The organism is Pseudomonas sp. PS01301 (genome assembly GCF_029960215.1).
Lineage (GTDB): Bacteria > Pseudomonadota > Gammaproteobacteria > Pseudomonadales > Pseudomonadaceae > Aquipseudomonas > Aquipseudomonas coleopterorum.
Genome location: NZ_JASCPM010000001.1, coordinates 164412 through 176395, shown reverse-complemented (window position 1 = coordinate 176395; position 11984 = coordinate 164412). Strand labels below are relative to the sequence as shown.

The 11984-nt window shown below is 62.8% G+C and carries 13 protein-coding genes; 6 read left to right on the top strand and 7 right to left on the bottom strand.

Annotated elements, in window-relative coordinates:
• Window positions 1–109 precede the first annotated feature (109 nt).
• Window positions 110–559: a YcgN family cysteine cluster protein gene (locus QMX89_RS00825; protein WP_049862312.1), complete on the top strand. Its 450-nt coding sequence runs from the start codon at window positions 110–112 to the stop codon at window positions 557–559.
• An 88-nt stretch (window positions 560–647) separates the two neighbouring features.
• On the opposite strand, the gene QMX89_RS00820 is transcribed toward QMX89_RS00825, so the two are convergent.
• The 3 genes from QMX89_RS00820 to QMX89_RS00810 form a co-directional block, all read right to left on the bottom strand.
• Window positions 648–1013 carry a DUF2892 domain-containing protein gene (locus QMX89_RS00820; protein WP_282345905.1) on the bottom strand — a complete coding sequence of 122 codons (366 nt, stop codon included), beginning with the start codon at window positions 1011–1013 and terminating at the stop codon, window positions 648–650.
• A 65-nt stretch (window positions 1014–1078) separates the two neighbouring features.
• Complete coding sequence (locus tag QMX89_RS00815) at window positions 1079–1549, bottom strand: RNA methyltransferase (protein WP_049862310.1); 471 nt, start codon at window positions 1547–1549, stop codon at window positions 1079–1081.
• Between the two features lie 8 nt (window positions 1550–1557).
• Entirely contained in the window at window positions 1558–1923 is a 366-nt protein-coding gene (locus QMX89_RS00810; RefSeq protein WP_043185061.1) for a YajD family HNH nuclease, read from the bottom strand.
• Between the two features lie 157 nt (window positions 1924–2080).
• Here QMX89_RS00810 and tcdA point away from each other — a divergent pair, with 157 nt between their 5' ends.
• Window positions 2081–2893, top strand: a complete 813-nt coding sequence (tcdA, locus tag QMX89_RS00805) for a tRNA cyclic N6-threonylcarbamoyladenosine(37) synthase TcdA (RefSeq protein ID WP_134723432.1) — start codon at window positions 2081–2083, stop codon at window positions 2891–2893.
• A 29-nt stretch (window positions 2894–2922) separates the two neighbouring features.
• On the opposite strand, the gene QMX89_RS00800 is transcribed toward tcdA, so the two are convergent.
• Genes QMX89_RS00800 through QMX89_RS00785 form a run of 4 tightly spaced genes read right to left on the bottom strand, consistent with a single transcriptional unit; the run spans window position 2923 to window position 5999 of the window.
• Window positions 2923–3324, bottom strand: a complete 402-nt coding sequence (locus QMX89_RS00800) for a SufE family protein (protein ID WP_282345889.1) — start codon at window positions 3322–3324, stop codon at window positions 2923–2925.
• Window positions 3321–4526: a cysteine desulfurase gene (locus QMX89_RS00795; RefSeq protein ID WP_282345888.1), complete on the bottom strand. Its 1206-nt coding sequence runs from the start codon at window positions 4524–4526 to the stop codon at window positions 3321–3323. Before QMX89_RS00795 ends, QMX89_RS00800 begins: the two co-directional genes overlap by 4 nt.
• Before the next feature lie 55 nt (window positions 4527–4581).
• Complete coding sequence (gene dapD, locus QMX89_RS00790; protein WP_282345885.1) at window positions 4582–5616, bottom strand: 2,3,4,5-tetrahydropyridine-2,6-dicarboxylate N-succinyltransferase; 1035 nt, start codon at window positions 5614–5616, stop codon at window positions 4582–4584.
• Window positions 5617–5651: 35 nt separating this feature from the next.
• The gene (locus QMX89_RS00785; RefSeq protein WP_282345883.1) at window positions 5652–5999 is read right to left on the bottom strand and encodes an ArsC family reductase; all 348 of its coding nucleotides are present in this window, start codon (window positions 5997–5999) and stop codon (window positions 5652–5654) included.
• A 212-nt stretch (window positions 6000–6211) separates the two neighbouring features.
• Between QMX89_RS00785 and QMX89_RS00780 the strand changes: the two genes are divergently transcribed.
• From QMX89_RS00780 to QMX89_RS00765, 4 genes are all read left to right on the top strand, one after another.
• Entirely contained in the window at window positions 6212–7858 is a 1647-nt protein-coding gene (locus QMX89_RS00780; RefSeq protein WP_282345882.1) for a Na+/H+ antiporter, read from the top strand.
• 313 nt (window positions 7859–8171) lie between these two features.
• Entirely contained in the window at window positions 8172–9035 is an 864-nt protein-coding gene (locus QMX89_RS00775) for a LysR substrate-binding domain-containing protein (RefSeq protein ID WP_282345881.1), read from the top strand.
• A gap of 144 nt (window positions 9036–9179) precedes the next feature.
• On the top strand, window positions 9180–10256 hold the full coding sequence (locus tag QMX89_RS00770; RefSeq protein WP_049862300.1) for a putative 2-aminoethylphosphonate ABC transporter ATP-binding protein: 1077 nt from the start codon (window positions 9180–9182) through the stop codon (window positions 10254–10256).
• Between the two features lies 1 nt (window position 10257).
• On the top strand, window positions 10258–11982 hold the full coding sequence (locus QMX89_RS00765; protein ID WP_282345879.1) for a putative 2-aminoethylphosphonate ABC transporter permease subunit: 1725 nt from the start codon (window positions 10258–10260) through the stop codon (window positions 11980–11982).
• Window positions 11983–11984: the final 2 nt, after the last annotated feature.

Genomic DNA, 11984 nt, shown 5'->3' with positions numbered 1-11984 from the left:
ACCGGCAGTCGCCAAGGCTTGGCCCGCGGGCCGCAGCGCACTAGACTGGCGGCCCTTTCAGGTACCGCCTATGCCTGAACCGTCAATTTCGTACAGGACACTCGGTAACATGGCCGCCATCGTCGAACCCTTCTGGATGCGCAAGACGCTCGACCAACTCGATCCGGTCGAGTGGGAGTCGCTGTGCGACGGGTGCGGCCTGTGCTGTCTGCAGAAGCTCGAGGACGAGGATGACGAGAGCGTTTACTACACCCGCGTGGCGTGCAAGATGCTGGACCTCAAGACCTGCCAGTGCAGCGATTACCCAAGGCGCAAGCTCGAAGTGCCTGACTGCATCCAGCTGACGCCCGGCCAGGCCGACCAGTTCAAGTGGCTGCCGCCCACCTGCGGATACCGCTTGGTCAGCCAGGGGCAGGATTTGCCGCTGTGGCATCATCTGGTCTGCGGTGATCGCGAACAGGTGCACAAACAGCGTATTTCGCAGTCTGGAAAGATGGTCAGCGAGAAGGATGTCGATGAAGACGACTGGGAAGACTATCTGATCTTTCGGGCGGGCTGATCGAGCGCAGGGCTCATTTTGCGAGGGTCGATTCACACGGGTGAAGCGCATCCCCGCAGCGTGCAGGGGTGCGCCTGATACCGGACGCTTAGACCTTGGGGGTCACAGTCGGATCTTCACCGGTCACGGTCGCCGTGTCGGTGGCCGAATCGGCATTCTTCTTCAGATTCAGCAGGTCTTCGCCCGCACGCTCGATCTTGCTGCGGATCTCTTCCAGATCGCTACGACCTTTTTCGGCCAGCGACTTGGCTGCGCAGTGACCGCTCCAACCGCGTGCCAGGGCAGCGCCGCCGATGGCCACCTGGATCAGGCCGAAGATCCCGCCGCGGCGCAGACCCTTGCCGATCGTGACGACGCCTACCAGCAGCGAGCCGGCACGTTCCCAACCCTTGACGTTATGGTAGTCGGGCTGAGTAACGGATTTGATGACGTCCACGGTTTTGCTGTCGCTCATGGTGAATCTCCTGATAGGGCAGTGATAACAAGCTGACTGCCAAATCGTCACGCTGTTCCATCGGCTTATTTGAATTTGGGCCCGGACCGCGTGTTGTTGCCCTTGGCCAGTCGATCGTAGAGCACGACGTTGACCGTGGCCGCCAGGTTCATGCAGCCGGTGGTGGGGATGTAGATGGTGTCTTCGCACCAGTCGCGCACGCTTTGGTCGAGGCTGCCGTCTTCGGGGCCGAAAATGTAGATGGCACGGTCCGGGTGGGTGTACTCGGGCAGCGGGCGTGCGCCGTCGACCAGTTCCACGGCCACGGGCGTGCAGCCCAGGGGGATGATCTTCTGCAGGTCGTCGATGCCGATGAGCGGGATGTCGTAGTGAACCCGCTTGGTGTCGGTGACGAAATCCCGCGCACGCTCGTAGCGCTTGCCGGTGTAGAACACCGAATTGACCCCATAGCAACCGGCGGCGCGCATCACCGAGCCGACGTTTTCCGGGGATTTGGGGTTGAACAACCCGATGCAGCTGTACCGTTTGTTGGCCACGTGCTCGCTCAGTCTTTTTTCATCAATCCGGCCAGGGCCGCGAAGGGGTTGTGGGTCGCCTTGGCGATGGTCGGGCTGCTCGTCGAGCCTTCGGCATAGTACTGCTGGTCGGTGTAGCGCGAGTGCTCGTTGTCGTGGCAGTACAGGCACAGCAGTTCCCAGTTGGAGCCGTCCTGGGGGTTGTTGTCGTGGTTGTGGTCGCGATGGTGCACGGTCAGCTCGCTCAGGCGCTTGCCGGCGAACTCGCGGGCGCAACGGCCACACACGTGGGGGTACATGCGCAGGGCCTTGTCGCGGTAGCCGCTTTCGCGCTCGCGCTGGGCATCGGCCAGAATGCGATCGAGCTTGGCGGTGTGGGGTGTGGACGAACTCATGGGGTTCACCTCGGATAATGACGGTCAGGCGCTATATTAACGGTTTCCCTCGTCCGTAGGAGCGGTCCGTGACCGCGAAAAGGGCGGCGCATGCCATGACCGCTCCTGCATCGGGCTGTGATGTATACTGCGCGCCGGTTTTTTGAGGTGCCGCCCCATGAGTACAGAAGATCCCCGTTTCGCCGGTATTGCGCGCCTGTATGGCCTGGAGGGCATGCAGCGCCTGCGTGATGCGCACGTGGCCATCGTGGGTGTGGGCGGCGTCGGCTCCTGGGCGGCGGAAGCGATTGCCCGCACCGGGGTGGGCGAAATCTCGCTGTTCGATTTGGACGATGTCTGCGTCAGCAACGCCAACCGTCAGTTGCATGCGCTCGACAGCACCGTCGGCAAGCCCAAGGTCGAGGTGATGGCCGAGCGGCTGCGTGGCATCAACCCCGGTTGTACCGTGCACGCGGTGGCTGATTTCGTCACCCGCGACACCATGGCTGAATACATCACGCCGAACATCGATTGCGTGATCGACTGCATCGACAGCGTGAATGCCAAGGCCGCGCTGATCGCCTGGTGCAAGCGGCGCAAGATCCAGATCATCACCACGGGCGGCGCCGGCGGGCAGATCGATCCGACCCTGATTCAAGTGTGCGACCTGAACCGGACGTTCAACGATCCGCTGGCGTCCAAGGTGCGCTCGACTCTGCGTCGCGACTATGGCTTTTCGCGCACGGTCACCCGTCACTACAGCGTGCCCTGCGTGTTTTCCACCGAGCAGCTGCGCTATCCCAAGCCCGATGGCAGCATTTGTCTGCAGAAGAGTTTCGTCGGTGACGGGGTGAAACTGGACTGCGCGGGGGGCTTTGGCGCAGTGATGATGGTGACGGCGACTTTCGGCATGGTGGCGGCGACCAAGGCGGTCGACAAGATCGTCGCCGGAGTGCGGCGGCCGGCGGACCGGGTCAAGGCGGGAGTCTGAGGGAAGGGCTGCTCACCCGACCAACAGGTTCACGCCAGTTCGCTCATCCGCTTCAATACCGCGTTCAGCCCATTGCTGCGCGAAGGTGACAGCTGGCGGCCCAGGCCCAGTTGCTCGAACCAGGCGTTAAGATTCAACTCACGCAACGCTTGGGAATCGAGCCCCTGAACCCGCACCAGCAGCAGCGCCAGCAAGCCGCGGATCATCCGGGCATCGCTGGCCGCCTTGAAGTGCCAGTGCTCGCCCTGCCGCTCGGCCACCAGCCACACCACGCTCTCACAGCCGTGCACGCGATTGGCCTCTACTTTCTGCTCGTCACTCAGCGGTTCCAGGCGTTCGCCCCACTGCATCAGCAACCGCGCGCGTTGCTCCCACCCGGCGGCCTGGGTGAACACCTGTAGCGCCTCGTGTGCCTGTGGACTCATCGTCATACGAGTATCTCCAGCGCCTTGTCCAGCGCCTCGAAAAACCGCTGCAAATCCCCTGAGTCGTTGTACAGGCCAAGGGACACACGAATGGCGCCCGACAAACCCAGGTGCTTCATCAGCGGCATGGCGCAGTGGTGTCCGGCCCGCACGGCGACGCCCTGATCGGTCAGCAGGTGCGCCAGGTCGGCATTGTGCACGCCCTCCACGACAAAGCTGGCCAACGCGACCTGCGGTGCGCCGAGCAGTTGAACGCCACTGCGCGCGCGCAACCCTGCCAGCAGTTGTGCATGCAGACCTGCCTCGTGTTCGGCGACCGCCTGCGCATCCAGGCCGCTCAGGTAATCCAGAGTCGCGCCCAGGCCGATGACGCTGGCGATGGGCGGGGTGCCTGCCTCATGGCCCAAGGGCGCGGGATGAAAGCTGGCGCTCTGGTAGTCGGCCTGGTGCACCATCTCGCCGCCGAACTGCCAGTGCGCGAGCTTCTGCAACGCCTCGCGGCGTCCATACAACACGCCGACGCCGTCCGGGCCGTACAGTTTGTGGCTGGAAAACACATAGAAGTCGCACTGCAGGCGTTCGACATCATGGCGTCCGTGCACCACGCCCTGGGCGCCATCCACCACCGTGATCGCACCCTGAGCCCGAGCCAGGGTCAGCAGCTCCGGTAGCGGTTGCCACGCACCGAACACATTGGACAACTGACTCACTGCCAATACCCGAGTACGTGGGCCGATGATCTGTGCGGCCGCTTGCAGATCGACCACGCCGCTGGCTTCTAGTGGCAGAACCCGCAACGACAGGCCACGACGCTTGGCCAGTTGCTGCCAGGGCAGCAGGTTGGCGTGGTGCTCGGCGGCGCTGATCACCAATTCATCGCCCGGCTGAAACTGCTCGGCCAGGCCATAGGCCAGCAGGTTCAGGGCACTGGTTGCGCCGTGGGTGAAAACGATCTGCTCCGGACTGCTTGCATTGAGCCACTGCGCGACCTTCTCACGGCTGGCTTCGAACGCACGCGTGGCCAACGAGCCAGGCAGGTGCTGCGCGCGATGCACGTTGGCCGCACCCTGGGCGTAGTACTGGCCGATGGCGTCGATCAGGGCGTGTGGTTTCTGCGTGGTGGCAGCACTGTCCAGGTAGGTCTGCTGCTGGTGTTGCAAGGCGGCGATGGCTGGGAAGTCAGAGCGCCAGGGGGAGGCGTGGAACATGGTCGAAGACCCCGGGCAAGAGGCCCGGCAGAGATGCCGGGCCCGATATCGCCACTTAGTTGTGAGCGTGCAGCGCTTCGTTGAGTTCGATGGCCGACTTGTGGCTCTTGCACTCCACGGCGCCGGTGACCGAATTGCGACGGAACAGCAGGTCGGGCTGGCCCGCCAGGTCGCGTGCCTTCAAGGTCTTGACCAGTTGGTTCTGCTCGTCGAGCAGGGCCACCTTGGTGCCCGCCGTGATGTACAGGCCGGCTTCGACGGTGTTGCGGTCGCCCAACGGGATGCCGATACCGGCATTGGCGCCGATCAGGCAGCCTTCACCGACCTTGATCACGATGTTGCCGCCACCGGACAGGGTACCCATGGTCGAGCAGCCGCCGCCCAGGTCCGAGCCCTTGCCGACGAACACACCGGCCGAAACACGGCCTTCGATCATGCCCGGGCCCTGGGTGCCGGCGTTGAAGTTGACGAAGCCCTCGTGCATGACGGTGGTGCCTTCGCCGATGTAGGCGCCCAGGCGGACACGAGCGCTGTCGGCGATGCGCACACCGGCCGGCACGACGTAGTCGGTCATCTTCGGGAATTTGTCCACCGAGAACACTTCCAGCAACTCGCCCTTCAGGCGGGCTTCCAGCTGACGCTCGCCCAGTTCGGCCAGATCGACCGCGCCCTGGCTGGTCCAGGCGACATTGGGCAGCAACGGGAAGATGCCGGCCAGGTTCAGACCGTGTGGCTGGGCCAGACGGTGCGACAGCAGGTGCAGCTTCAGGTACGCCTCGGGCGTGGAGGTCAGCGCGGCGTCTTCGGCCAGCAGGGTCGCGACCAGTGGCTTGTGGCTCTCGGCCAGGCGAGTGAGCAGGGCAGCCTGGGCCGGGTCGACGTGCTTGAGCGCTTCGGCCAGCTGCGAAGCCTGGGTGTTGCTGAAGGTGATGGCCTGGTTGCCGCCGGTGTAGTTCAACACGGGTGCAATGGCATCGACCAGCGCGGTAGATGGGTTGGTCAGGGGCTGGGCGTAGAACACTTCCAGCCAGGTGCCTTGACGGTTTTGCGTGCCGACGCCGAAGGCCAGGCTGAACAGAGAATTGGACATGGAATTACCTCGTGCAGAATGAGTGCGGGCCCGTGTCAGGCAAAGGCCGCTGCGTAGATGTCGGGCTTGAAGCCGATCACGGTCTTGTCGCCAAGCTGCAACACCGGGCGCTTGATCATCGACGGCTGGGCGAGCATCAGCTCGATGGCCCGGGCCTGGTCGATGTCGGCCTTCTGTTCGTCGGCAAGCTTGCGGAAGGTGGTACCAGCCTTGTTCAGCACCACCTGCCAGCCGTGCTCGTCGCACCAGCGGGCCAGGTGCTCGCGGTCGATGCCAGCGGTCTTGTAGTCATGGAAGGCGTATTGCACCTGGTGCTCGTCGAGCCAGGTGCGGGCCTTCTTCATCGTGTCGCAGGCTTTGATGCCGTAGAGAATATGCGTCATTGATCTAGGAGGGGCTACGAATGCGCCCCACTGCCTCCCGAAAACGAATCGGGGAATTATGCGGCATCGACTGTGACAGCGCCATGCTTGCGTGGGCTGGGCTCGGCTGGACTTTGAAGCGATCCCTGAACTGCGACATCCCGTTCGCGGCCAAACCTGTTGCAAACCGTTACCATGATCCCTGCCTGTCGATTCAAAGGAAATCCTGCCACATGCAAACCGCCTATACCGTGCTGATCCTGTTGATGCTGGTCGGCGTTTCGCGGTTGTTCGCCCGCGTCATTCCCTTGCCATTGCCACTGCTGCAAATCGCCGCCGGGGCCATCCTCGCCTGGCCGACCCTGGGCCTGCACGTTGCGCTGGAGCCTGAGCTGTTCCTGTTTCTGTTCCTGCCGCCACTGCTGTTTTCCGATGGTTGGCGCATTCCCAAGCGCGATCTTTGGCATTACCGCGGCCCCGTGCTGATGCTGGCGGTGGGCCTGGTGCTGTTCACGGTATTGGGGGCGGGGTACTTCATTCACTGGCTGCTGCCCGACATTCCGCTGCCGGTGGCCTTCGCCCTGTCGGCGGTACTGTCGCCGACCGACGCCGTAGCGGTGTCGGCGATTGCCCAGGACCGCTTGCCGACCCCGCTGATGCGCATCCTTCAGGGCGAAGCGCTGATGAACGATGCCTCGGGCCTGGTGACCTTCAAGTTCGCCCTGGCGGCAGCGATCACCGGAGTGTTCTCCCTGGCCGACGCCAGTGTCACGTTCGTCCTGGTGGCGGTCGGCGGCCTGGCATTGGGCGTGCTGCTGAGCTGGGTGGTGGGGCGCCTGCGTGTCTGGATGATCGCGCGCGGCTGGGACGATCCGGCGACCCATGTGGTGTTCATGCTGTTGCTGCCGTTTGCCGCCTATGTGCTGGCCGAGCGCCTGGGTGCCTCGGGCATCCTCAGCGCGGTGGCTGCCGGCATGATGCAGAGCTGGCTGGACCTGCTGCCCCGGCAGACCCGCACGCGCATCCTCAACCGCAGCGTCTGGGCGCTTCTGGAATTTGCCTTCAACGGCTTGATCTTCCTCCTGCTCGGCTTGCAGTTGCCGGATATCGTCAAGGCAGTGCTGAGCCACGAGCCGACGTTGTGGCCTGCGTTGTCGTGGCGCTGTCTGGAGGTGCTGGCGATCTTCGGCGTCTTGCTGGTGCTGCGTTTCGTCTGGGTGCAAAGCACTTGGCGCGCGATGACGTGGATACGCCGCCTGCGCGGCAAGGCCACCATCACGCGGCTGCCCGATGCCCGCTCCTGCGCCCTGCTGACCCTGGGCGGTGTGCGCGGCGCGGTAACCCTGGCCGGCGTCATGTCGGTGCCGCTGTTGATGGCACCCGGTCAGGACTTCCCCCAGCGGGACCTGCTCATCTTCATTGCCGCCGGTGTCATCCTGCTGTCGCTGGTCGTGGCCTGCATCGCCTTGCCGCTATTGCTGCGCGGCGTGGCCACCAGCGATGATCAGGGCGCTCGCCAGGAAGTGCGGGATGCCTGGCGCCACACCGCCGAGTCGGCCATTCGCTCGCTCGAAGAGGAAGATCCGACGCAAAAAGCCACCGAGCAGGACGCCAGTCAGGCGGCCTTGGCGACCGAGCTCAAGGCGCGGATCATGTCCGAGTACCGCCAGCAGTTGGACGCGTTCGAGGATTCCGCCGAGGCCCAGGCGCTGGCGCGGCAAATGGATCAACTCGAACGCCACCTGCGGATCAAGGCACTGCGCGCGCAACGCCTGGCACTCTATGAAATGCGCCGCGAACGCCGGATCGGGGACGATGCCGTGCGCGAGGTGCTGGCAGAGCTGGACATGAGCGAAGCCAACCTCGGCCACGGGCGCTGAGCCTTGGCCGCGGGCTTGAAAGCGGTCTGCGGCGGGCCGGCAATGGAGCTCCCGCAGAACGGGCGCCGCGCGGGATGATCAGCGTTGCGCGTCTGTGGAAGAAGGTAGATCAGCGGCACCCGTGGGAATCTCGACGGCAAACACGGTGCCCGCTTCAGCGCTCGAGGTGACGTCCACATGCCCCTGACAGGCGCATGAAGACGGATCCGTTGTCATGAAGCCCCTGATGGCACCCCGGTGTACGGATTAAACCATTATTGCGCCGGTGGGTGTTCCGCAACCACGCCAGCGATCTTGAGGAGCCTGTTGAATCATGCTGAGTGCAGAGCTGAAGGCGTTCTACACCGTCGCCCTTTTGGGTAGTGTCACCCAGGCGGCCAAGAAGCTTGGCTTGAGCCAGCCGACGGTCACTACGCAGATTCGGCAGCTGGAAAGCCGCTACGCGGTCGAGTTGTTCTATCGAGGCGGGCGTCGTCTGACCGTCAGCGATGAGGGGGCTAGGCTGTTGCCCAAGGTGAAAGTCCTGCTTCAGCATGAAGCCGATATCGAGTTCCACCTGCGAAACTGCGGCCAGGGCAGGGGGGCACTCAGAATAGGTGCGACGGCGCCTTATTACATACTCGATCTGGTCAAGGCATTTCGCGAACGTTTGCCCCACATCGACGTGTCAGTGGAAATAGGCAACTCTCAGGACGTCCTCGAGGCGCTGGAAGAGTACCGGGTAGACCTGGCGGCGTCCTCGCAATGGCTGGAGGATCCGCGTTTGATGCACCTGGTGCTGGGCACCGATCCCTTGGTGCTGGCCGTCCACAAGCAGCACCCGCTGGCCATGCATGATTGCGTGCCGCCCAGCGCGCTGGCCGGGCAATGCCTGTTGATGCGTGAACACGGTTCCACCACCCGAACGTTGACCGAGACCTTCTTGAGCACCCATCAGGTTCGCCCTGTTATCGAACTGGAAATCGGCAGCCGCGAATCCATTCGCGAGGCCGTTCTGCGCAATATCGGTGTGAGTCTCATTGCCCGCCAGGAGGTACCCGTCAATCCGGATCTGCGAACCATCGCGGTAGAAGGCGCGCCGCAGATCGCCGAGTATCTGTATTGCCTCAAGGATCGCAGGCAGGCACGCTTGCCCGCCGCCTTTCTCGACGTGGCTCGCGACAGTCTTGAGCGGTAGATGCTTAACAAATTTGCCGATAGGACTATCGCCAGCTTTTGGCTATCTGCCACATCGCCGTCGCAATAGCACCCTAGCATTGCCTCATCGACACGAATGCCGCGTTGCACACGCGGCTCGTGCTCCATTTGATGAGGTGCATCCATGCTCTGTTCCCTTCCCACCGCTGAAGCCTCCCCGAGCGTACAGGTTCGGATCGCTGACTTGCAGAAGAGCTTCGGCGCCTTCAAGGCATTGGATAATGTGTCATTGGCCGTCTCGCCTGGCGAGCTGGTCTGCCTGCTGGGGCCATCGGGGTGCGGCAAAACCACCTTACTGCGATGCATTGCCGGATTGGAGCGCCAGAACCGGGGCACCATCTATCTGGGGGGCAGGGATGTATCCAATCTACCGCCCCAGGCCCGGGACTACGGCATTGTGTTCCAGTCGTATGCCTTGTTTCCGAATCTCAACGTCGAGCAGAACATTGGCTACGGGCTCACCGGCAGCGCCCGTGACATCGTTCGTCAGCGGGTTGGCGACATGCTTGAGCTGGTAGGGCTGACCGGAAGCGAGAAGAAGTATCCCGGCCAGCTGTCCGGCGGTCAGCAGCAGCGCGTGGCACTGGCTCGCGCACTGGCACCCGCACCGTCGTTGCTGCTGCTGGATGAGCCCATGTCGGCGCTTGATGCGCAGGTGCGCGAACACCTCTGTATGGAGTTGCGCAGCCTGCAGCAGCGCCTGGGCATCACCACGTTGATGGTCACGCACAATCAGGAAGAAGCCATGCTGATGGCTGATCGGATTGCAGTGATGAACCAGGGATGCATCGAGCAGTACGCCAGCCCGCAATCGATCTATGAACATCCGCAGACGCCATTCGTGGCCAATTTTGTTGGCCAGGGCAACTGGTTGAGTTTCGAAGGCAATGGCAGCGGTCACGCGCAAGTCGGGGCACTGCAATTGCGACTGGCCGGTGGAGTCGCGCCTCGCGCCGCTGGGCGGCTTTTTTGTCGTCCCGAGGCAATCTGCGTGAATCCCCTGCAGGGGGAGGAAAACCTTTTCGCTGCGCAGATGAGGGACGTGACCTTCCTTGGCAACAGATGCCGAGTGAGTTTCGAATTCGACGCATTGCCGGGTCAATCACTGACCGCCGAAATCAGTGCGCGTCAGTTGCCATCTCCGGGGACGCGGAATATCCAGGTAGCCCTGCCGCCAAGTAGCCTGCAGGTGTTTGCCTAATATGCTTGACGTGAACATGCCGGTTGGCGACCGGGTCCAGGTCCGCCGGATCGAACGCTCCGGTTGGGCCGACCGACTATTCGTATTCGGCGGGAAAGTACTGTTTCTCGCCGTTCTGGCGATGGCGCTGCTTCTGCCCCTGCTGGCAATCTTCTGGCGCGGCTTCAGCAACGACATGGGGCAGGGCGGCGGATTTGCCGCAGCTCGGCAATTGCTGGCCAGCGAGCATTTCCATTGGTTGCTGGGTAACAGCCTGCGTGTCTCCTTGACTGTCGCGATCATTGTGGTGCCTCTGGCCTATGTGTTCGCCTACGCGCTGCAACGCACGTTGATTCCCGCCAAGGGCCTGTGGCGCGCAATATCCCTGCTGCCGCTGTTGGCGCCATCGATGCTGCCCGCCATTGCGTTGATCTACCTGTTCGGTAACCAGGGACTGCTGCGCGGCCTTTTTGCAGACAATATCTATGGTTTTTGGGGCATCGTGATCGGCGAGGTGATCTACACGTTTCCCCACGCGCTGATGATTCTGCTTTCGGCCCTCTCGCTGAGTGACGCGCGTCTGTTCGACGCGGCATCGAGCATGGGTGCAAGCGCCTGGCGGTCTTTCCACAGCATCACCTGGCCCGCCTCTCGACAAGCCGTGTTTGCCGCGTTCTGCCTGGTCTTCACGCTGACCATCACCGACTTCGGCGTGCCGGTGATTGTCGGTGGCGACTATCAGGTATTGGCCATCGAGGCCTACAAGGCTGTGGTGGGGCAGCAACAATTCGGTCGTGGAGCTCTCATCGGTATGGTCTTGCTGGTGCCCGCGCTGATCAGCTTTTCCATGGATGCCTGGTTGCGCCGGCGCCAACGTTCGTTCATGAGTGGCCGTGCGCAGGTATTCATGCCACAGCCTTCGACATGGCGAGATGGCGGTTATCTGGTGATCGTCGTACTCATCTGCACAGCTTTGCTGGCCGTATTGGGGATGGCGGTGTTTTCCTCTCTGGTCAAGTTCTGGCCCTACAACCTGTCGTTGTCGCTCAAGCACTACCTGTTCAATGAAAACGCAGGCGGTGGATGGCTGGCCTATCGCAACAGCCTGGTACTGGCGAGCTGCAGTGCGGTGATCGGCAGCGCGTTGATCTTCACCGGTGCCTATCTGATGGAGAAAACCCGTGGGCAGGCTGGCCTTGATCTGGCCCTGCGCATACTCACCTTCATACCCATGGCCGTGCCGGGGCTGGTGCTCGGGCTTGGCTATGTCTTTTTCTTCAATCTGCCCGACAACCCGTTGCACAGCCTATACGGCAGCATGGCGTTGCTGGTGATCTGCACCATTGCCCATTACCTGACCACTGCGCACATGACCGCGACCACTGCCTTGCGCCAGTTGGACACCGAGTTCGAAGCGGCGGCGCTTTCGCTCAAGGTCCCTTTGCATCGGCACTACCTGCGGGTCACCTTGCCGATTTGCCTACCTGCAGTGCTGGACATCGTCCGTTACTTGTTCGTCTCGGCGATGACCACCGTTTCCGCAGCCATTTTCCTGTACTCGCCAGACAGCATTCTCGCTGCCGTGGCGGTACTCAACATGGACGACGCAGGCAATGTCGGCGGCGCAGCCGCCATGTCGACGCTGATTCTGTTCACCTCGGCGGCCGTTTCACTGTTGCTCGCCTGGACGTCTCGAGGGCTGTTGCGACGTTCACAAGCCTGGCGCCAGAGCACCCCATCCCACTGATC

Coding starts and splice junctions, on each gene's coding strand:
- QMX89_RS00825 (WP_049862312.1), top strand. CDS start 110: ATGGCCGCCATCGTCGAACCCTTCTGGATGCGCAAGACGCTCGACCAA.
- QMX89_RS00820 (WP_282345905.1), bottom strand. CDS start 1,013: ATGAGCGACAGCAAAACCGTGGACGTCATCAAATCCGTTACTCAGCCC.
- QMX89_RS00810 (WP_043185061.1), bottom strand. CDS start 1,923: ATGAGTTCGTCCACACCCCACACCGCCAAGCTCGATCGCATTCTGGCC.
- tcdA (WP_134723432.1), top strand. CDS start 2,081: ATGAGTACAGAAGATCCCCGTTTCGCCGGTATTGCGCGCCTGTATGGC.
- QMX89_RS00800 (WP_282345889.1), bottom strand. CDS start 3,324: ATGACGATGAGTCCACAGGCACACGAGGCGCTACAGGTGTTCACCCAG.
- QMX89_RS00795 (WP_282345888.1), bottom strand. CDS start 4,526: ATGTTCCACGCCTCCCCCTGGCGCTCTGACTTCCCAGCCATCGCCGCC.
- dapD (WP_282345885.1), bottom strand. CDS start 5,616: ATGTCCAATTCTCTGTTCAGCCTGGCCTTCGGCGTCGGCACGCAAAAC.
- QMX89_RS00785 (WP_282345883.1), bottom strand. CDS start 5,999: ATGACGCATATTCTCTACGGCATCAAAGCCTGCGACACGATGAAGAAG.
- QMX89_RS00780 (WP_282345882.1), top strand. CDS start 6,212: ATGCAAACCGCCTATACCGTGCTGATCCTGTTGATGCTGGTCGGCGTT.
- QMX89_RS00775 (WP_282345881.1), top strand. CDS start 8,172: ATGCTGAGTGCAGAGCTGAAGGCGTTCTACACCGTCGCCCTTTTGGGT.
- QMX89_RS00770 (WP_049862300.1), top strand. CDS start 9,180: ATGCTCTGTTCCCTTCCCACCGCTGAAGCCTCCCCGAGCGTACAGGTT.
- QMX89_RS00765 (WP_282345879.1), top strand. CDS start 10,258: ATGCTTGACGTGAACATGCCGGTTGGCGACCGGGTCCAGGTCCGCCGG.